This is a genomic window from Streptomyces sp. NPDC004721 (genome assembly GCF_053601495.1).
In genome coordinates, this window is sequence record NZ_JBSGBZ010000008.1 from 108,662 (window position 1) to 128,561 (window position 19,900).

The following is a 19,900-nucleotide window of genomic DNA, read 5'->3' on the forward strand; positions in this document are numbered from 1 at the left end:
GCGTACGCCGCGTTGCGGTACTCCATTCGGCGGGTTGGGCTGGAAGGTGACTCATTGCCCACGTTCCGGACGGCGATCATGACGATGTCCCCCTTCGGCGCCTCCTTCGGCGGCCCGGACCCGTTCTCCGAGATCCTCAACCGCTTCTTCGGCATGACGCCGGGCGCGGCGCCCCCGCAGGTGCAGCGCGTGCCGATCGGACGGCTGCTGACCGACTCCGCGCGCGAGCTGATCAACCAGGCCACCGGGCGGGCGGCCGAGGACGGCAGCTCCGACCTGGACACCGAGCACCTGCTCTGGGCGTGCACCCAGGTGGAGCCGGCCCGCGGCCTGCTCGCCCAGGCCGGAGCCGACCCGGACCGGCTCGGCGCGGCCCTCGCCGAGGCTCTGCCGGGCGAGAGCGGCACCCCCTCCGCGCAGCCCGGCCTGACCCCGGCCGCCAAGCGGGTGCTGCTGCGTGCCTACGAGCACTCCCGCGCGGCCGGAGTGTCGTACATCGGCCCCGAGCACATCCTCGGCGCGCTGCTGGACACCCCGGGCGCCGCGGCGGCGCGCGCCCTGAGCTCCCACGGCGTCGAGGCGGACCAGCTGCGCCGCAGCGCCGACACGGCCTCCCGCCCCGACACCGCGCCCGGCGGGGCCGAGCCCCCGAGCGACACCCCGACCCTGGACCAGTACGGGCGCGACCTGACCGAGGAGGCCAAGGCCGCGAAGCTGGACCCGGTGGTGGGGCGGGCCGCCGAGATCGAGCAGACCGTCGAGGTCCTCTCCCGCCGCACGAAGAACAACCCCGTCCTGATCGGCGAGCCGGGCGTCGGCAAGACCGCCATCGTCGAGGGGCTGGCCCAGCGGATCGTCAACGGGGACGTGCCGAAGACCCTGGAGAACAAGCGGGTGGTCGCCCTGGACCTCACCGGACTGGTGGCGGGCGCCCAGTACCGGGGCCAGTTCGAGGAGCGGCTGAAGAACGTCATCGACGAGGTCAAGGCGGCCTCCGAGTCGACGATCCTGTTCCTGGACGAACTGCACACCGTCGTCGGCGCCGGAGCCACCGGCGAGGGCTCCATGGACGCGGGCAACATCCTCAAGCCGGCCCTCGCCCGCGGTGAGCTGCACGTCGTCGGAGCCACCACCCTCGACGAGTACCGGCGGTACGTGGAGAAGGACGCCGCCCTGGAGCGCCGCTTCCAGCCCGTCATGGTGCCCGAGCCGAGCGTCGAGGAGACCGTGCAGATCCTGGAGGGTCTGCGCGACTCCTACGAGGCCCACCACCAGATCCGCTACAGCGACGACGCCCTCGTCGCCGCGGCGGAGCTGTCGGACCGCTACGTCACCGACCGGTTCCTGCCCGACAAGGCCATCGACCTGCTCGACCAGGCCGGCGCGCGGGTGCGCCTGCGGTCCCTGGGCCGGTCCACCGAGGTCGTCGAGCGCGAGGACCGGCTGGCCAAGCTGCGCCGTGAGAAGGACCAGGCCGTCGCCGCCGAGGACTTCGAACGGGCCTCCGGGCTCAAGGACCGGATCGCCGAGGTGGAGACAGAGCTGGAGGGTCTGGCCGAGCGCCGCGAGGGCGTGCTGGAGGTGACCGTCGACGACATCGCCGACGTGCTGTCCCGGCGCACAGGCATCCCCGTCTCCCAGCTGACCGAGAGCGAGAAGGAGCGGCTGCTGAAGCTGGAGGAGGCGCTGCACTCCCGGGTCGTCGGCCAGGACGAGGCCGTCACCGCGATCGCGCAGGCGGTGCGCCGCAGCCGCGCCGGCATGGGCGACCCGAACCGGCCCGTGGGCTCCTTCCTGTTCCTCGGCCCCACCGGGGTCGGCAAGACCGAACTGGCCAAGGCGCTCGCCGAGTTGCTGTTCGGGGACGAGAACCGGATGGTCCGCTTCGACATGAGCGAGTTCCAGGAGAAGCACACCGTCTCCCGGCTCGTCGGGGCCCCGCCCGGCTACGTCGGCCACGAGGAGGCGGGACAGCTCACCGAGAAGGTGCGCCGCCAGCCCTACAGCGTGCTGCTCTTCGACGAGGTGGAGAAGGCCCACCCGGACGTCTTCAACACCCTGCTCCAGGTCCTCGACGACGGCCGCCTCACCGACGCCCAGGGCCGTACCGTCGACTTCCGCAACACCGTGGTCATCATGACCTCCAACATCGGCGCCCAGCGGATCCTCGCCCACCATGGGAACGTCGCCGCCATCAAGGACCAGCTGATGGAGGACCTGCGGGGAAGGTTCCTGCCCGAGTTCCTCAACCGCATCGACGACATCATCATCTTCCACGGCCTGAGCAGGGAGGACCTCGACCTGATCCTGGACCTGCTGCTGGACCACAGCCGCCGGCGGGTGCGCGCCCAGGGCCTGGAACTGGAGGTCACCGACGCCGCGAAGCGGCTGCTGGTCGCCCACGGTTACCAGCCCGAGTTCGGCGCCCGTCCGCTGCGCCGCACCATCCAGGCCGAACTCGACAACCGCATCGCCTCCCTGCTGCTGAGCGACTCCGCCGACCCCGGTGACACGATCGTGGCGGACGTCGAGAAGGACGCCCTGGTCTGCCGGGTCGAACACCCGGAGGTCCCCGGCCGGATGACCTGATGAGGCAGGCTGCCGCGGGACGGCGCGGCCGGCAGCCGCACGACGAACCGGATCACCTGTCGTTCACCTGCACCGATTCCGGCCGGGCCGGCATGCGCCGGGCGGCGGGGCCGTCGGCGTCCGTCAGGCGAGGGTCACCTCCACCGGCAGCCTCTTGATGCCGTTGACGAAGTTGGAGCGGACCCGGGGCACGTCCCCGGCGAGACGGATGCCGGCCAGGCGCGGGATGAGCTCCTCGAACATGATCCGGATCTCGGTGCGGGCCAGGAGGTTGCCCAGGCACAGGTGCGGGCTGCCCTTGCCGAAGGTGACGTGGTCGTTGTTCCGCCGGGTGACGTCGAAGTCGTACGGGTTGCCGAAGACCTCCTCGTCACGGTTGCCGGAGGCGAACCACATGACCACCTTGTCGCCCTCCTTGATCCGCTTGCCGCCGAGTTCGGTGTCGCGGGTGGCGGTGCGGCGGAAGTGGTACACGGGGGAGGCCCAGCGCAGGAACTCCTCGACCGCGGTGGGGATCAGCGAGGGGTCCTCCTGGAGGCGGGCCAGCTGGTCGGGGTGCTGGAGCAGGGCCAGCATGGAGTGGCTGATGGTGTGGCGGGTCGTCTCGTTGCCCGCCACCACCAGCAGCAGGAAGTAGTTGTCGAAGTCCTGAGCCGAGAGCGGGACGCCGTCCCGCGGGGTGCCGTTGACCAGCCGGGAGACCAGGTCGGTGCCGTCGCCGCCGCGCCGCTGCCGGGCGAGCTCCCGGCCGTAGGCGAAGACCTCCAGGGAGGCGGGGGAGCGGAAGGGCAGGTCGCGGTACTTCTCGCTCTCCTCGCTGTGCAGGAGCACGTCGGCGTAGTCCGGGTCGGTGTTGCCGATGATGCGGTTGCCCCAGTCGATGAGCTGCTGGTTGTCCTCCGGGGGCACGTCGAGCAGCCGGGCCAGCACGTTGATGGGGAAGTCGGCGGAGACCTCCTTGACGAAGTCGAAGGTGCCCTTGGCCAGCGCCGCGTCCAGGGTGGTCGCGGTCAGGCCGCGCAGGAAGTCGCCGTAGCTGTTGATCACGTTCGCGCCGAACTGGCGCTGGATCAGGCTGCGCAGCGCGCGGTGGCGGACCCCGTCGAGTTCGAGGATGGAGGCGCGCTTCTTGATCTGGTCGTCGTCGACCTCCTCGAGGTTGACGAACCGGGTGGAGGTGAAGGTGTCGGCGTCGCGGTCGACGCGGGCGATGTCCGCGTGCCGGGTCACGCTCCAGAAACCGGAGTTGGGCGCCTCCTCGGGCTGCCAGTGCACCGGGTCCTCGTGGCGCAGGGTGTGGAACATGCGCCAGGGCGTGACGCCGTCGGTGAAGTTGTCCAGGTCGGCGAGGTTCACGTCGGCCAGCGGCAGCGGCTCGCGGACGGCGTCGGACAGGGTCGGGGTGGTCATGGGCGGTTTCTCCTCGGCGTCACGGGGCTCGGTGTCGGCGGGATGCGGCGTCAGGGGGCGGGGGCGCGGTGCCACGAGCGGGGCGGGTTCGGTCAGAGGTGGTAGGCGTACTCGGTGAACTCCCAGTCGGTGACGTGCCGTCCGAAGCGTTCGACCTCGTCGCGCTTGTAGGTGAGATAGGAGGCGGTGAAGTCCTTGCCGAGGACGCCGGACAGCGCGGTGTCCGCCTCCAGGGCGTCCAGCGCGGCGGACAGGGAGACCGGGAGCATGGCGGACCGGTCGGTGTCGTAGCCGTATCCGTCCAGCGGGGCGGGAGGTTCCTCGCCGGCCAGGACGCCGAGCAGGGCGGCGGCCACGGTCCCGGCGATGAGCAGGTAGGGGTTGGCGCCGGCGTCGCCGAGGCGCAGTTCGAGCCGGGAGCCGGCGCCCCGCTCGGGCGGGATGCGGACCATGGCGCTGCGGTTGTCCAGGCCCCAGTCGATCAGCCAGGGGGCGAGGGTGTCCGGGCCGAAGCGCTTGTACGAGTTGACCGTCGGATTGGCCAGCGCGGCGAGCGCGGGCGCGTGGGCGAGGATGCCGGCGACGGCGTGCCGGGCGGTCGCGGACAGGCCGTACGGCGCCGCCGGGTCGTCGAATACGTTGCCGCCGTCGTCGTTCTCGCAGGACAGGTGCAGATGGAAGCCGGAGCCTCCCGCGTCGTTGAACGGCTTGGCCATGAAGGTGGCCAGGCGTCCCTCCTTGCGGGCGAGCTCCTTGACCGCCGACTTGAACCGGAAGGCCCGGTCGGCGGCCGACAGCGCCTCCGAGTGGGTCAGGTTGATCTCGAACTGGCCCCCGTCGAACTCGTGGTTCCCGCTGCTCACGCCGAGGTCGGCGGCGCGCAGCAGGCGCAGGGTGCGCAGCAGGTGGTTGTCGTCGTCGGCGCGCAGGCCCGCGGTGTAGACGACGCCCCGGGCGTCGCTATAGCGGCGCCAGCCGCGCGGGGAGCCCGGCGCGGGCTCACAGAGGAAGTACTCCAGCTCGGGGCCGATCACCGGGTGCAGTCCGTGCTCGCGGCAGCGGTCGAGGACGGCGCGGAGCAGGTCGCGGGGTGACTCGGGGGCGGGCAGCCCGGTGGCCGGGTCGGTGACGTCGCCCAGGCAGCTCGCCACGCCGGGTTCCCAGGGCAGGGACACGAGGGTGTCGAGATCCGGTCGTACGCAGATGTCGGGCAGCCCCGCGTCCAGGCCGCCGGAGACCGGGACGACGTCGCCCTGCGGGCTGGTGTGGTAGACGGCGCGGCAGAAGGCCAGTCCGTGGTCGCAGGCCGAGGGCAGGTGCTCCAGCAGGACGTCCCGGGCGCGGTCGGTGCCGATGAGGTCGGGATAGGTCACGCGGACCACGTCGACGCCCTCGGCGGCGAGCCGGTCCTGGTGCCGTCGGACGGATGGGGAGTCGGATGCGCTCACCGGAGTCTCCTCTGGGGAATGTGGGGCGCTTCCCAGGCCGGAGCGGGCGCTGGGAGAGGGGAAGACGGGCGACGCCGCACTGCGGGGAGGAGCAGGGGCCGCTCAATGTTTGAGGCCAAACGGTATGGACCCCGCCACCCTGCCGCAAGAGGCTGGCAGCAAAAATTTATCCATCCGGATAGCTATTGACCAGGGTCCGGCTGCTTCCTATGTTGTTTGATGCCAAACGAGTTCGGGGTGCGGTGTCACCCACCCCGCTGGCCGGGGCCCGGCCGCATCCGGTCCGGGCCCCATTCCCTCCCAGCTCCCCCGCCCGACGCCCTCAGCACCAGGAGGACCGGCCATGAAGGTCGTCGTCGACATGAACAAGTGCCAGGACCACGGTCAGTGCGTCTTCGCCGCCCCCGACGTCTTCAGCTTCGACGACACCGGCCGTCTGGCCTACGTCGGCGACCCCGACGACGCGCTGCGCGACGAGGTCGAGGAGGCCGCCGACGTCTGCCCGCTCCAGGCCATCCGGATCGAGGACTGAGCCGTGAGCGCACCCGTCGTCGTGGCCGGCGCCTCCATGGCCGGCCTGCGCGCCGCCGAGCAGCTCCGGGCCGCCGGATACCCCGGCCCGATCACCCTGGTCGGCGAGGAACCCCACATGCCCTACAACCGGCCGCCGCTGTCCAAGGAGGTCCTGGCCGGCAAGGCGGCCTTCGAGTCGCTGGCCTTCCGGCCCCGTGCCGCGGTCGCCGACGCCGAATGGCGCCTGGGCAGCAGGGTCGTCGCCGCCGACCTCGACCGGCGCCTGGTCGAACTCGACGACGGCGAGACCCTGTCCTACGCGGGACTCGTCGTCGCCACCGGGATGCGGCCCCGCCGCCTGCGCTGCCCCGGACCCCTGCGCGGACGGCACACCGTCCGAACGATCGACGACGCCCGCGAGCTGCGCGCGGCCCTGATCCGCCCGGGCGTCCGGGTGGTCGTGGTGGGCGCGGGCTTCATCGGCTGCGAGGTCGCCGCCACCGCCGTCGCCCTCGGCGCCGCCGAGGTGACCGTCGTGGACCCGCTGCCCCTGCCCATGGCCGCACCGCTCGGCGAACTGCTCGCCGGGGCCCTGCTGAAACGGCACGAGGAACGCGGAGTGCGCTTCGCGCTCGGCACCGGCGTGGCCGGCTTCGAGGGCGCGGACCGGGTCACCGGCGTGCTGCTCGGCGACGGGACCGTGCTCCCCGCGGACGTCGTGGTGGAGTCGGTCGGATCGGTCGCCAACACCGAATGGCTCGACGGCAACGGCCTCGACCTCACCGACGGGGTGCTCACCGACGAGCACCTGCGCGCCGGCTCACGCCCCGAGGTGGTGGCGGTCGGCGACGTCGCGCGTTTCCCCAACGCCCGCTACGACGGCGTACCGCGTCGCGTCGAGCACTGGTCGATCCCCACCGACACCGCCAAGCACGCCGCCCGCGTGCTCGCCGCCCACCTCGGCGGCACCGACGCCGGCCTCGACCCGTTCGCGCCGCTGCCCACCTTCTGGAGCGACCAGCACGACTTCCGCCTCCAGTCCTTCGGCGCGCCCGGGCTCGGCCTCGGCGACGTACGGATCCTCGACGGCGACCCGGACGGGAACGTGCTCGCGGGCTACCACCGGGACGGCCGCCTGGTCGGCGTCGTCGCCCTCGGCGGCCAGGCCTCGGCGGCCGCCGCCGCCCGCCACCGCGCGGAACTGCTCAAGCCGCCCGCCCTCACCGCGTAAGGAACGCCTGCCATGACCACCGTCCGCGGATTCTTCCACCCCAAGACGGCGACGGGCGCCTCGTCGCTGATCCCCTCGCCGCCGTGGCACTACTCCGGCGACCTGCTCACCGTCGAGTACCGCACCGACCCGGCACGCGTGCGCGAACTGCTGCCCGAGCCGCTGGGACTCGCCGACGAGGACCCCGGCGCCGTGGCGCTGATCTGGGCCGACTGGCAGTCCTGCTCGGCTTCCGGCGAAGAGCTGCTCGACCCGGTGCGCGCCCAGTACAAGGAGGCCTTCGCCGTCGTCCGCTGTACCTACAAGGGGCAGACGTACACGCGCTGCGTCCACATCTGGGTGGACAAGGACTTCGCCATCGCCCGCGGGCTGCACCAGGGCTACCCGAAGAAGCTCGGCTCGATCCACCAGACCCGCCCGCACCCCTACGGGCCGGCCCCGCGGATCGAGGCGGGCGCCCGCTTCGGCGCGACGCTCGCCGCCGCCGACCGCCGTATCGCCCAGGCCGTGGTCACCCTGCGCGAGCTGTCCGAGACCAACGGCTTCGTCAACGGCCACCCCATGGCCCACCACCGCTGGCTGCCCTCGATCGAGAAGGGCAAGGGCCTCGCCCTGGACGAGCTCATCGAGTCCGGCGCCGCCTCCTTCGAGGGCGGGCAGCCGTGGGTCGGCGACGCCGATCTGGAGCTGTTCGAGGCGCCCACCGAGGAACTGGCCCGGCTGGAGGTGCGCGAGCCCATCGCCGCGTACTACCGCCAGGTCGGCGTGGTGTGGGACGGCGGCCGCCTGTTGGAGTCCGGCACGTCCGGAGCCGAGTGACGCACCCGCAGACGAAACTTCCTGGAGACCGGACATGACCGACACCCACACCGTCACCGTCGCCTCAGTCGCCGTCGACACCCGGCACTGGATCGGCGGCGAACGCGTCGCCTCCGCAGGCACCTTCACCGATGTCTCGCCCATCGACGGCGCCGTACTCGGCGAGATCTCCCGCGGTACCGCGAGCGAGGCCGCCGCCGCCGTTGCCGCCGCCAAGGCCGCCTTCCCCGGCTGGGCCGCCACCCCGCGCGCCGAGCGCGCCCGCCTCCTGCACGCCATCGCCGACGGCGTGGAGAAGCGGCTCGAAGAACTCGCGATCGTCGAGACCACCGACAACGGCGCCCTGCTGCGCTCCCACCGCCGCGGTGTGATGCCGCGCGTCGCGCACAACTTCCGCTTCTTCGCCGACTGGCTGCTCCGACTCGGCCACGAGGACTTCACGACGTACACCGGCGGCTCCGCCGCGGGCCGCGGCCACACCAACCACGTCAGCTGGGACCCGGCCGGCCCCTGTGTGCTGATCACGCCGTGGAACGCGCCGCTGATGCTGGCCACCTGGAAGGTCGCCCCGGCCCTCGCCGCCGGCAACACGGTGATCCTGAAGCCCGCCGAGTGGTCCCCGCTGACCGCCTCGCTGCTCGCCGACATCGCCGCCGAGGCCGGGCTCCCGGCCGGTGTCCTCAACGTCGTCCAGGGCCTCGGCTCGGAGATCGGCGACGCGCTCACCTCCCACCCGGACGTGCGCCGGATCAGCTTCACGGGCTCCGTCCCGACGGCCAGGCGCATCGCCGCGTCGGCCGCCGCGAACCTCACCCCGCTCAGCCTCGAACTCGGCGGCAAGTCCCCGCTGCTGGTGTTCGCCGACGCCGACCTCGACCTGGCCGTGGACCTCGCGGTGGAGCAGTACGACAACGCCGGCCAGGTCTGCCTGGCGGCAACCCGGCTGCTGGTGGAGGAGCCCATCGCCGCGGAGTTCACCCGGCGCTTCACGGAGAAGGCCTCGCGGCTGGTGCAGGGCGACCCGCGTGACGAGGCCACCGACATCGGTCCCCACATCCACCCCCGCCAGCTGGAGAAGATCGACGGTTTCGTGCGGCGGGCGCTCGCGGCCGGAGCCCGGGCCGTCATCGGCGGTCACCGGAAGGACGACCGGCTCTACGCGCCGACGCTGCTGACCGAGGTCGCCCAGGACTCGGAGATCGTGCAGGAGGAGGTCTTCGGCCCCGTGCTGACCCTCCAGACCTTCCGCACCGAGGAAGAGGCCGTCCGCCTCGCCAACGACACCCGCTTCGGCCTGGCCGCCACCGTCGCCACCGGCGACCACGAGCGCGCCGAACGCGTCACCGCACGGCTCGTGGCCGGCACCGTCTGGGTCAACTGCTTCTTCGTCCGCGACCTCCAGGCGCCCTTCGGCGGCTCCCGCCACTCCGGCGTCGGCCGGGAGGGCGGCACCTGGAGCTTCGACTTCTACTGCGACCTGAAGAACACCGTCACCGCCCCGAAGGGATGGAAGGACCATGGGTGAGATCGTCGGCGCGGGGCTGCTCGCCCACGTCCCCACCGTCGTACTGCCGAAGGAGACCCGGCTGGAGCTGAACGAGGGCAAGGAGATCACCCTCGTCACCGGCCTGCAGCAGCTGCGCGAGGACGTCTTCGCACGCGACGCCGCCCACGCATACGACACCGTGGTCGTCCTGGACTCCCACTGGGCGACCACCGTCGAGTTCGTCGTCACCGCCCAGCTCCGGCGCGCGGGCCTGTTCACCTCCGAGGAGCTGCCGCGCGGCATGTGCCGGATGCCCTTCGACTTCCCCGGCGACCCCGAACTCGCGCGGAACATCGCCTCGTTCGCCGACAAGCACGGCACCTGGATCACGGCGATCGACGACGAGTACCTGCCGATCTACTACGCCACCATCAACCTGTGGAAGTTCCTCGGCGAGGGGCTGCCCGACAAGCGGTGGGTGACCATCGGCGTCTGCCAGACCGGCGACATGGAGGACCACCTGCGCCTCGGCCGCGCCCTCGCCGACGGCATCGCCGCCACCCCGGGCCGCCGGGTCCTGCTCATCGCCTCCGGCGCCCTGTCGCACACCTTCTGGCCGCTGCGCGAGCTGCGCGACCACGAGGCGAGCGACCCGGCCCACATCTTCACGCCCGAGGCCCGCGAGGCGGACCACGAGCGCATCGCCTGGTTCAAGGAGGGCCGCCACGACCGGGTCCTCGACACCATGGACGAGTTCTGGAAGTACAGGCCCGAGGCGAAGTTCTCCCACTACCTGATGATGGCCGGCGCGCTCGGCGAGCGGGACTGTGTCGCCAGGGCCCGCCAGTACGGCGAGTACGAGAACTCCATCGGCACCGGCCAGGTCCACCTGTGGTTCGACCGCCCGGCCGAGGGCTGGACCGGCACCGGTCTGCCCATGTCCAACGCCCCCCACCCGACCGCCTAGAAAGGCCCCCTCATGCCCGAGTACCGCCGCATCCTGCTCGACGGTGCCGCCGTCCAGGTCACCGTCGACGGGGACGAGCTGGTCGCCGGCGACGGCCGCCGCGTCAAGACCGAGGACGCGCGGCACCTGCCCCCGGTGGTTCCTTCCAAAGTCATCGCCGTCCACCTCAACCACCGCAGCCGGGTCGACGAGTTCCGGATCGGCCTGCCCGACACTCCGACGTACTTCCACAAGCCGACCTCCGCACTCAACTCCCACAAGGGAGCGATCGTGCGCCCCGAGGGCTGCAAGTGGCTCAACTACGAGGGCGAGGTCGCCATCGTCATCGGCAGGACGGCGCGCAACATCTCGCCGGCCGAGGCGGGGGAGTACATCGCCGGGTACACCGTCGCCAACGACTACGGCCTGCACGACTTCCGCGACACCGACGCCGGTTCCATGCTGCGCGTCAAGGGCTCCGACACCCTCTGCCCGCTCGGCCCCGGCCTCGTCACCGACTGGGACTTCCACGGCAAGCGGCTGCGGACCTACGTCAACGGCGAAGTCGTCCAGGACGGCTCGACCGACGAGATGACCTGGGACATGCACTACCTCGTCGCCGACATCGCCCGCACCATCACCCTTTACCCCGGTGACGTGCTGCTTTCCGGCACCCCCGCCAACTCGCGTCCCGTCCGGCCGGGCGACGTCGTCGAGGTCGAGGTCGAGGGACTGGGCCGGCTCACCAACCACGTCGTCACCGGTCCGACCCCGATCCGGACCGATGTCGGCGCCCAGCCCACCGAGTCCGAGGAGGTGCTGTCCACCGCGCTCGGCGGCGACTGGGAATTCCGTGGCATCCGCCCACCGCGCCGCTGAACGGCCCGTGGTCGATAGGGTCGGTGCCATGACCGAGCCCGGACAGCCAGACGAGGCAGCGGAGTCCGGGGCACCCGCGCAGAGCACGGACCCCACGGCTCCCGGCAGCCCCGCCACCCCCGCGCCCACCGCGGGGACGGGGGCGCCCGCCGGGTCCGTGGCTTCCGCTTTCGGGGTGAAGTCCGGTGAGGCCAACTGGCCGGACCAGGCCGAGGAGTCCCATGAGGCCGGCGGGCCCGACCAAGCCGTAGAGCCCTGTGAGGTCACCGGGCCTGATGCGGCCGTGGAGTCCGGCGCGCCCGCCGCAGCCGGTCCCGGCCGGCGGTCGCGTAAGCGGGTGCGGAACTACGGGGCCGGCCGGGACGCGCTGCTCGACGCCGCCGTGCGGGTGGTGGCCCGCGGGGGGCTGCGCAAGCTGACCTACCGGGCCGTGGCGCAGGAGGCCGGGGTCACCCACGGGCTCGTCGTACACCACTTCGGCTCGCGCGACGCCCTGATCGAGGAGGCGCTCGCCCACGCCGTGCGCTCCTCCCTGAACAGCAGCGCGCTCGAACCCGGCACGGGCAGGGTCGCGGACTTCTCCGCCGGGCTGTCGGACATGGTGGAGTCCGGCCCGGACCTCCAGGCCTTCCAGTACGAGCTGCTGCTGGAGGCGCGCCGCCGTCCCGAGCTCATGCCGCACCTGCGCGCCCTGTACGAGGAGTATTTCGGCGCCACCCGGCGGGAGCTGTCCCAGATGCTCGCCCGGCCGGTCGACCGGGGCCTGTACCGGCTGGTCTTCGCGGCCCTGGAAGGCCTGGTCCTGCACCAGCTCGTGTTCGGCGAGCGCGAGGTCACCGAAGAGGCCCTCGTCCGGCTGCGCGAACTGCTCCAGCAGCTCGCCGCCGACCCGGACGAGGCCTGACCCGTACGCGCGACCGGCGTGGCCACGGACCGCAGGCCACGGCGGCGTAGGAATCGCCGATCCGCACGGATTCCCCGTCCTCACCCCCTTGTCAAACGGATAGTTCCGCCCTCACGATGAGGCAACTCGTTTGGCCTGAAACGACCCTCCTTTCTCTGGCAGGTGATCCGAGTGGACAGTCAGACGGCCTCCGCGGAGCGGACCGTACGGGACACATCCACCGCAGCCACGCTCAAGCCCAATGCGCTGGGCGTTTTGGGCATCCTCTTCTTCGTCCTGTCCGCGCAGGCCCCCCTGACCGGGATCGCCGGGGCGGCCCCGATCTCCGTCGCCATCGGCAACGGAGCCGGCACCCCCGCCGCCTATGTGCTCGCGGGCGCCATGATCCTGCTGTTCTCGGTCGGCTTCGTCGCCATGGCACGGCACGTCGTCGACGCCGGCGCCTTCTACACCTACATCGGCACCGGGCTCGGCCGTACCGCCGGAGCCGGCAGCGCGGGCCTCGCCTTGTTCTCCTACTGCGTCATCCAGGCGGCCATGTACGGGCTGTACGGCTCCATCGTCAGCGGACTGGTCGCCCACCACACCGGCCTGGACCTGCCGTGGTGGGTCTGGGCGCTGGCCACCATGGCCGTGGTGAAGGTGCTCGGAGCCGCCGGCATCGAGATGGGCGCCCGCGTACTGGCCGTCTTCGTCACCGCCGAGTTCAGCATCCTGCTGGTGTTCGGACTGGTCACGCTGTTCAAGGGCGGCGGTCCCGAGGGCCTCGGCATGACCGACAGCTTCTCGCCGTCCGCGGCACTCCAGGGGGCACCCGGAGTCGCCGTGATGTTCGCCGTCGCCTCCATGTTCGGCTTCGAGGCCACCGCGATCTACGGCGAGGAGGCGCGCAACCCCAGCAGGACCGTCCCGCGGGCCACCTACCTGTCCGTCCTCGTGGTCACCGGCTTCTTCGCGCTGACCTCCTGGATGCTGATCTCCGCCTACGGCGCCTCGAAGGCGTCGGCGGCCGCGGGCGAGGCGCTGGCGAGCGGGGACTCCACCGGCTTCGTCTTCGCGCCGATCGCCGCGGAGTTCGGCGGCTGGGTGAACCAGGTGCTGCCGATCCTGCTCGCCACCTCCCTGTTCGCGGGCATCCTCACCTTCCACAACTCCGCCAACCGCTACCTGTTCTCGCTCGGCCGCGACGGGCTGCTGCCACCGGGCCTGTGCCGGCTCAACTCCCGCCACGCGCCCGCCGCCGCCGGCTGGGTGCAGACCGTGGTCGCCGTGGCCCTGGTCGTCCCGTTCGCGCTGACCGGCAAGGACCCGGTGCTGACCCTCTTCTCCTGGTTCAGCGGGGTGGCCGTCCTGGCGATGATGCTGCTCTACCTGCTGACCTCGGTCTCGGTGGTCGTCTTCTTCCGCCGCGAGCGCCTGGACAGACGGGTGTGGAACACCCTCGTCGCCCCGGTGCTGGGCGTGTTGGGCCTGGCGGGCGCGATCTGGCTGATCCTCGCCAACTTCACCACCCTCATCGGCGGTTCGACCGGCACGGCCGTGTGCCTCACCCTCCTGGTGCCGGTGGTACTGGCGCTCGGCGCGGTCAACGAACGGGTCAGGCGACGGCGCATGGCGACGCCGTAACCCCTCACCCGCCCTGAGTCGACGCACGATCAACGTGGTCTGGAGGACCGCATGTCCGCTGTCACCCACGACGAATGGCTCCACCGGGCCAAGGAGTTCCAGCCCCCTCGCGCGCACCACATCGACGGCGGCGAGGAGTCCGGCGGCGGCGCCGCCTTCCGGGTCGTCTCGCCCAGGGACGGCCAGGTGCTGACCGAGGCGGCCGACGCCGGCCCCGCCGAGGTCGACGCCGCCGTGGCCGCCGCTCGCCGTGCCTTCGACAGCGGGCCGTGGCCGCGGTGGGCGCCCGCCGACCGCGGCCGGGTCCTCCTGCGCATCGCCGATCTCCTCCAGGAGCGGCGCGCGGAGCTCGCCCTCGCCGTGAGCCTGGAGATGGGCAAGCCGATCAGCGACGCCCACGACATCGAACTGCGCGCCGTGATCAACACCTTCCGCTGGTACGGGCAGCTCGCCGACAAGCTCACGGACGAGTCCCCGCACACCGCCGCGGACGCGCTCGCCCTGGTCACCCGGGAGCCGGCCGGCGTCGTCGGCGCGGTGGTGCCCTGGAACTTCCCCCTCACGCTCGCCGGCTGGAAGGTCGCGCCCGCGCTGGCGGCCGGCTGCACCGTCGTACTGAAGCCCTCGGAGAACGCGCCGCTGTCCGCGCTGCTGCTCGCCCGGATCGCCACCGAGGCAGGGCTGCCGCCCGGGGTGCTCAACGTGGTGAACGGCGAGGGGCCGGTGGCCGGGCGGGCCCTCGGCCTCCACCCGGACGTCGACGTGCTGGCGTTCACCGGCTCCACTGCCGTCGGCCGCCACTTCCTGCGCTACTCCGCCGACTCCAACCTCAAGCGGGTCTGGCTGGAGCTCGGCGGCAAGTCGCCGAACATCGTCCTGCCCGACGCGCCCGACCTGGCGAAGGCCGCCGCCACCGCCGCCTGGGGCATCTTCTTCAACCAGGGCGAGATGTGCACCGCGCCCTCCCGGCTGCTGGTGCACTCCTCGATCGCCGAGGAGGTCACCGAGGCGGTCGTGGCCCGGGCGCGTGAGCTGCGGGTGGGCGACCCTCTGGACCCGGCCACCGAGATGGGCGCCCTGGTCGGCGAGGCCCATCTGAGCCGCGTACTGGACCACGTCCGGCAGGGCACCGGCGACGGGGCCCGCCTGCGCACCGGCGGCCGGCGGATCCTGGCGGAGACCGGCGGCGTCTACGCCGAGCCCACCGTCTTCGACCGCGTCGACCCGCGCAGCCGGCTCGCCCGCGAGGAGATCTTCGGCCCGGTCCTGTCCGTCCTGGCCTTCGACGGGATCGACGAGGCGGTCGCGCTCGCCAACGCCACCGAGTACGGCCTCGCCGCAGGCCTGTGGACCTCCGACCTGTCCACCGCCCATCGCGTCTCCCGGGCGCTGCGGGCCGGCACCGTCTGGGTCAACTGCTACGAGGAGGGCGACCTGACCGTCCCCTTCGGCGGCATGAAGCAGTCGGGCAACGGCCGGGACAAGTCCGTCCACGCCCTGGAGAAGTACACCGAACTGAAGACCACCTGGATCCAGCTGTGAGCCGAACCCCCGTGCGTCCCCTGATCGCGATCCCCGCCCGCTTCTGCGCCACCACCTCCGCGCTGCGTTTCGCCGCCGAGGTCAACGCCCGGGCCCTGATCGAGGCGGTGTGGCGGGCGGGCGGCGAACCGGCCGGCATCCACCCGGCGGAGCCCGCCGAGCACGACGTAGCCGCGCGGCTCGCCCGCTTCGACGGCGTCCTGCTGCCCGGCGGCGGCGATCTGGCGCCGCACCGGTACGGCGCCGCCGACGCCCACGACAGCGTCTACGACGTCGACGACCTCCAGGATGACTTCGACCTGGAGGTGGCCCGCCGGGCCCTGGAGTCCGGACTGCCGCTGCTGGCGATCTGCCGCGGCCTCCAGGTGGTCAACATCGTGCTGGGCGGCACGCTGCACCAGGACATGGGCGGCCCCGGCCGGGACCACCGGCATGTCCGGCATCCCGTGTCCCTCGCCCCCGGCTCGGCACTGGCCCGGATCACCCGCGCCGACAAGGTGGAGGCCTCCTGCTACCACCACCAGCACATCGACCGGCTCGGCGAGGGCCTGACGGTCAGCGCACGGGCCGCGGACGGCACCGTGGAGGGCGTGGAGCGCGCGGGCGGCACGGGCTGGTTCGCGGCCGTGCAGTGGCACCCCGAGGACACCGCACACGAGGATCCGGCGCAGCAGCGCCTGTTCGACGCGCTGGTGGGAGCGGCCCGTGCCTGAGCGCCCCGGCCCGCCAGGCGCGGCGGGCAAACCGGCGGGTCAGCCCTTGGCCCGGCGCCCGCTGCGGCGCGGCGCCGGGTCCGCGCCGTCCAGCAGCGACCGGCGGCGTTCCTCGCCGTGCTCCTCGACCTGGAGGACCACACGCCGCAGCATCTCCGCCAGTCCCCGGCACTCCTCGCCGCTCAACTGCGAGGTGACGAAGGCCTCTTCCTCGTTGAACGCCGGAAAGACCCGGCTCATGAACTCCTCGCCCTCGGTGGTGAGCGAGAGCAGGACGAGCCGGCCGTCGGTGGGGTGCCCGGTGCGGCGCAGCAGCCCGCGCGACTCCAGCGTGCGGGAGACGCCCGTCAGGGTGCCCTTGGAGATGCCGGCCTCCTCGGCCACGTGCCGGGTCTCCGACTCGCCCCACACCCAGACCACCCACAGCACGACGAACGCGGTCCAGGTCAGGTCCGAGCCGCGCAGCACCGAGTTCTCCAGGTGCTGGCGGACCGCGGAGGCGGCCCGGTAGATGTTGGCGACCGCCGCCATCTGCTCCCGGCGCACGCGGATTCCGCCGAGCTTGGCCTGCGCGAGCTTCTCCGCCTCGGTGATGGAACGGTGGCCGGGCACGGGCACTCCCTCGCTCTGATCGCCGGGACCGGACGGGCCGGTGCCGCCCGCCCGGTCATTCGGGCTCAAAGTGTACGGCGATCAGTTCCGGGGCCAGGGCCCGCGAGCCCGGCGTGATCCAAACGAGAGGCCCTGGCTGTGCTGTTCCGGGACGTTGGTGACACGCGTGCTCGATCCGCTTTCAGCCTGTCTTCCAGCCCCAGGGCGTGTCCGCGCGCGCCCACTCCTCGTCCCACTGGGCGAAGCGTCGGCGGTCGAGCCGGGTCCGGGCCAGCTTGGCGCCGCCGAAGACGACGCCCACCGTGGTCGATCCCGCCCAGACTCCGCCCAGCGTCGTCTGGAAGGCGATGTCGGCCCGTGAGGCCGGCGGCGGGACCAGCGTGCCCTGCCCGTTCGTCCACACCGTGACGTGGGCGCCTGGTGTCGCGGAGACCGGGACCCTGGTCCGGCCCGTGTGCGCCGAGCCGCCCGCGTCCGTCCAGCGGACCGTCCCCCAGCCCAGGGAACTGCTCACCGGCCGAATGCCCCCGCGGGCCGCCTCCTGCGTCACCACGGCCGGCACCGGACGGGTCTCGGCGCGGACCCGATCCGCGGCCCGCTGCATCGCGCCCGCTGTCAGCACACCCGCGAGGACACCGCCGGCCACGGCGAGGACCCAGGCGACGAGCAGGATCCACGCCTCCACCACGTCGCTGGTCCGCCTGAGCGGATTGCGCCGCCATCGCCACAGCCACACTCCCGCACGACGTGTCACCTTCGACACCCCCTCGTGAGCACCGACGGCCCCTACTGCCCAGTGTGCCCCCAGGTGCGATCCAAGGCTTCCGGGGAGCCCGGAAAGGGGCGGCCGGAGCCGGCGGCACGGCCGGTTTCCCGCACGGACCGCCGGTCCGCGCCGGACCTTCGGACACGGAACGGTTAAGGCTTTCGGACGGGGCCGTGGCCGTACGGTGAGCGCGCCATGATGGAACCATGACGCTCGCCGCGCGCGCTCTCGCCCAGCTGGCAACCTGGCCCGATCTCACGGAGGCGGTGCCGAGCTGCGGCAGCGGGCAGGCGCTCAGCTCGGCGAGCGGGGAGATCGCCCACTTCCACTCCGACCGGGACGTCGATCTCCACCTGACCGCCCGGGCGATCCGCCGCCTGCAGGGCGACCTGCGGCGCTTCGCCGCGGTCCGCGTCGTGCCGGGCTCCTCGTGGGTGACGCTCCGCCTCGACGCCTCGGCCGACGTGGATCTGCTGATGAGCCTGATGAGCGTGGCGCTCAAGGCCCACCAGGGACCGCCGGACGACGGCCGGACCACTCCCTGCGGCTGCAACGACGTCCGCGGTGTGGGCTTCGTGCGGATATGACGTGGCAGCGCGACGGGCGACGTCAGACGGCCAGCACCCGCAGGCCCGCCTCCTCGAACGCGCGCACCGTCTCAGGCCCCGCCGCCGCGTCCGTGACGAGGGTGTCCACCGACTCGGCCGAGCAGATGCGGGCGAAGGCACGCCGGCCCAGCTTGCTGGAGTCGGCGGCCACGACGACGCGCTCGGCGCGCTCGCACAGCAGCCGGTTGACGGCGGCCTCGGCCTCGTCGTGCGCCGACGCGCCGTGCGCGACGTCGAAGCCGACCACCCCGAGCACCGCCACGTCGAGCGTGACCTGACTCAGCACCCCGTCCGCCAGCGGCCCGATGAGCTCGTACGACTGCGGTCGCGCGACCCCTCCGGTCAGCACGATCTTGAACTGGGGCCTGACGGCGAGCTCGTTGGCGATGTTGAGCGCGTTGGTCACCACGGTCAGCGCGGGGGAGCCGGAGGTGAGGTCGGCGCGCACCGCCAGGGCGCGGGCCACCTCCGTGGTGGTGGTGCCGCCCGTCAGGCCCACCGCCTCGCCGGGCGCCAGGAGATCCGCGACCGCCTTGGCGATGCGCTGTTTCTCGGAGGCGTGGCGGGCGGTCTTGTAGCGCAGCGGCAGCTCGTAGGAGACGCCGTGCACCACGGCGCCGCCCCGGGTGCGGACCAGCATCTGCTGCTCGGCGAGCTGGTCGAAGTCCCGCCGGATCGTCGCGGCCGACACCCCCAGTCCGGCCGCCGCCTCCTCGACGTCCAGCCGGCCGCGCTCGACGAGCAGCTCCAGCAGCGCCTTCCAGCGGGCGTCGCGTGACATCCGCCTCCTCCGTTCCCTGGGTACCTCCGCGACCCTAGCGCACTCGGCACCTCTCTGGATGCTTGATTTTGCTTGAAAGTCGGCGATATCTTGCACAAACACGCATCTGTTCCAGCAGGAGGAGGGGCCATGAGCCATGTCGAGGACGAGCTGACCAGTCAGCCCGAGTGCTGGGCCCGCGTCGCGGCCGACGTCGCCGTCCACGGCCGGGCACTGCCGGCCCAGGGGGAGCGGGTCGCGATCGTCGGCTGCGGCACGTCGTACTTCATGGCCCAGGCCGCCGCCGCGCTGCGCGAGGGCTCGGGGCAGGGGGAGACGGACGCCTTCGCCGCCTCGGAGTTCCCCTACGACCGCGCCTACGACCGGGTCCTCGCCCTCACCCGCTCCGGCACCACCACCGAAGTGCTCGACGTGCTGGGGGAGGTGAAGGGGCGTACCCGCACCACGGCGATCACCGCGGACCCCGAAACCCCCGTGATGGACGCCGCCGACGAGGTCGTGGTCCTCGACTTCGCGGACGAACGCTCCGTGGTGCAGACCCGGTTCGCGACCACCGCCCTCACCCTGCTGCGCGCCCACCTCGGACTGCACACCGACGAGGTCGTCGTCGACGCCCGTACCGCCCTGACCGATCCCCTGCCCGAACGGCTCGTCGCCTGCACGCAGTTCACCTTCCTGGGCCGGGGCTGGACCGTCGGACTGGCCAACGAGGCCGGGCTGAAGATGCGCGAGGCCTCGCTGTCCTGGACCGAGGCCTATCCGGCGATGGAGTACCGGCACGGCCCGATCAGCGTCACCACCGACGGAACGGCCACCTGGATGCTCGGCCGGGCACCGGAGGGGCTCGCCGAACAGGTCCGCGCCACGGGCGCGTTGTGGATCGAGGGCGAACTCGATCCGCTGGCCGAACTGATCCGCGCCCAGCGGCTCGCCGTCGCCGTCGCCGCGGCCCGCGGCCTGGACCCGGACCAGCCCCGCCACCTCACCCGCTCGGTGATCCTCACCCCCTGACGCCCCGTCACCCGAT

Annotated in this window: 18 protein-coding genes; 13 read left to right on the forward strand and 5 right to left on the reverse strand. The window is 72.4% G+C overall.

What is annotated here, in order from left to right; translation table 11 throughout:
- Positions 1-78: 78 nt before the first annotated feature.
- Complete coding sequence (locus ACWEK3_RS09655) at positions 79-2,589, forward strand: ATP-dependent Clp protease ATP-binding subunit (protein WP_450538383.1); 2,511 nt, start codon at positions 79-81, stop codon at positions 2,587-2,589.
- Positions 2,590-2,712: 123 nt separating this feature from the next.
- Here ACWEK3_RS09655 and ACWEK3_RS09660 read toward each other — a convergent pair whose 3' ends face one another.
- Together ACWEK3_RS09660 and ACWEK3_RS09665 are read right to left on the reverse strand one after the other, a co-directional pair.
- Positions 2,713-3,999 carry a cytochrome P450 gene (locus ACWEK3_RS09660; RefSeq protein ID WP_450538367.1) on the reverse strand — a complete coding sequence of 429 codons (1,287 nt, stop codon included), beginning with the start codon at positions 3,997-3,999 and terminating at the stop codon, positions 2,713-2,715.
- A gap of 92 nt (positions 4,000-4,091) precedes the next feature.
- A complete protein-coding gene (locus ACWEK3_RS09665) occupies positions 4,092-5,447 on the reverse strand; it encodes a glutamine synthetase family protein (RefSeq protein WP_453249407.1) in 1,356 nt (451 codons plus the stop codon).
- 343 nt (positions 5,448-5,790) lie between these two features.
- On the opposite strand from ACWEK3_RS09665, the gene ACWEK3_RS09670 reads away from it, so the two are divergent.
- From ACWEK3_RS09670 to ACWEK3_RS09715, 10 genes are all read left to right on the forward strand, one after another.
- On the forward strand, positions 5,791-5,979 hold the full coding sequence (locus ACWEK3_RS09670; protein ID WP_141363829.1) for a ferredoxin: 189 nt from the start codon (positions 5,791-5,793) through the stop codon (positions 5,977-5,979).
- A 3-nt stretch (positions 5,980-5,982) separates the two neighbouring features.
- The gene (locus tag ACWEK3_RS09675; protein ID WP_453249408.1) at positions 5,983-7,191 is read left to right on the forward strand and encodes an NAD(P)/FAD-dependent oxidoreductase; all 1,209 of its coding nucleotides are present in this window, start codon (positions 5,983-5,985) and stop codon (positions 7,189-7,191) included.
- Positions 7,192-7,203: 12 nt separating this feature from the next.
- Positions 7,204-8,010 carry an acetoacetate decarboxylase family protein gene (locus tag ACWEK3_RS09680; RefSeq protein ID WP_453249409.1) on the forward strand — a complete coding sequence of 269 codons (807 nt, stop codon included), beginning with the start codon at positions 7,204-7,206 and terminating at the stop codon, positions 8,008-8,010.
- Positions 8,011-8,044: 34 nt separating this feature from the next.
- Positions 8,045-9,535, forward strand: coding sequence for an aldehyde dehydrogenase (locus ACWEK3_RS09685; protein WP_453249410.1), 1,491 nt, complete (start codon positions 8,045-8,047; stop codon positions 9,533-9,535).
- Complete coding sequence (locus tag ACWEK3_RS09690) at positions 9,528-10,463, forward strand: 3,4-dihydroxyphenylacetate 2,3-dioxygenase (protein WP_450538358.1); 936 nt, start codon at positions 9,528-9,530, stop codon at positions 10,461-10,463. Before ACWEK3_RS09685 ends, ACWEK3_RS09690 begins: the two co-directional genes overlap by 8 nt.
- 12 nt (positions 10,464-10,475) lie before the next feature.
- Positions 10,476-11,321: a fumarylacetoacetate hydrolase family protein gene (locus tag ACWEK3_RS09695; protein WP_453249411.1), complete on the forward strand. Its 846-nt coding sequence runs from the start codon at positions 10,476-10,478 to the stop codon at positions 11,319-11,321.
- A 283-nt stretch (positions 11,322-11,604) separates the two neighbouring features.
- Positions 11,605-12,225 (forward strand): TetR/AcrR family transcriptional regulator, encoded by a 621-nt coding sequence (locus tag ACWEK3_RS09700; protein WP_390726119.1) that lies wholly within the window; start codon positions 11,605-11,607, stop codon positions 12,223-12,225.
- Between the two features lie 171 nt (positions 12,226-12,396).
- The gene (locus ACWEK3_RS09705; RefSeq protein WP_453249412.1) at positions 12,397-13,851 is read left to right on the forward strand and encodes an APC family permease; all 1,455 of its coding nucleotides are present in this window, start codon (positions 12,397-12,399) and stop codon (positions 13,849-13,851) included.
- Between the two features lie 51 nt (positions 13,852-13,902).
- Entirely contained in the window at positions 13,903-15,393 is a 1,491-nt protein-coding gene (locus ACWEK3_RS09710) for an aldehyde dehydrogenase (RefSeq protein ID WP_450570350.1), read from the forward strand.
- Positions 15,390-16,106: a gamma-glutamyl-gamma-aminobutyrate hydrolase family protein gene (locus tag ACWEK3_RS09715; protein WP_453249413.1), complete on the forward strand. Its 717-nt coding sequence runs from the start codon at positions 15,390-15,392 to the stop codon at positions 16,104-16,106. The genes ACWEK3_RS09710 and ACWEK3_RS09715 overlap by 4 nt, the downstream gene beginning before the upstream one ends.
- Before the next feature lie 39 nt (positions 16,107-16,145).
- On the opposite strand, the gene ACWEK3_RS09720 is transcribed toward ACWEK3_RS09715, so the two are convergent.
- Together ACWEK3_RS09720 and ACWEK3_RS09725 are read right to left on the reverse strand one after the other, a co-directional pair.
- On the reverse strand, positions 16,146-16,718 hold the full coding sequence (locus tag ACWEK3_RS09720) for a MarR family winged helix-turn-helix transcriptional regulator (RefSeq protein WP_390725955.1): 573 nt from the start codon (positions 16,716-16,718) through the stop codon (positions 16,146-16,148).
- A gap of 181 nt (positions 16,719-16,899) precedes the next feature.
- Entirely contained in the window at positions 16,900-17,472 is a 573-nt protein-coding gene (locus ACWEK3_RS09725; protein ID WP_453249414.1) for an Rv1733c family protein, read from the reverse strand.
- A gap of 218 nt (positions 17,473-17,690) precedes the next feature.
- Between ACWEK3_RS09725 and ACWEK3_RS09730 the strand changes: the two genes are divergently transcribed.
- Entirely contained in the window at positions 17,691-18,071 is a 381-nt protein-coding gene (locus ACWEK3_RS09730) for a luciferase domain-containing protein (RefSeq protein ID WP_388731438.1), read from the forward strand.
- Between the two features lie 22 nt (positions 18,072-18,093).
- Here the strand turns inward: ACWEK3_RS09730 and ACWEK3_RS09735 are convergent, their stop codons facing one another.
- Positions 18,094-18,873 (reverse strand): DeoR/GlpR family DNA-binding transcription regulator, encoded by a 780-nt coding sequence (locus tag ACWEK3_RS09735; RefSeq protein ID WP_390725952.1) that lies wholly within the window; start codon positions 18,871-18,873, stop codon positions 18,094-18,096.
- 129 nt (positions 18,874-19,002) lie between these two features.
- Between ACWEK3_RS09735 and ACWEK3_RS09740 the strand changes: the two genes are divergently transcribed.
- Positions 19,003-19,884, forward strand: coding sequence for an SIS domain-containing protein (locus tag ACWEK3_RS09740; protein ID WP_453249415.1), 882 nt, complete (start codon positions 19,003-19,005; stop codon positions 19,882-19,884).
- Positions 19,885-19,900: the final 16 nt, after the last annotated feature.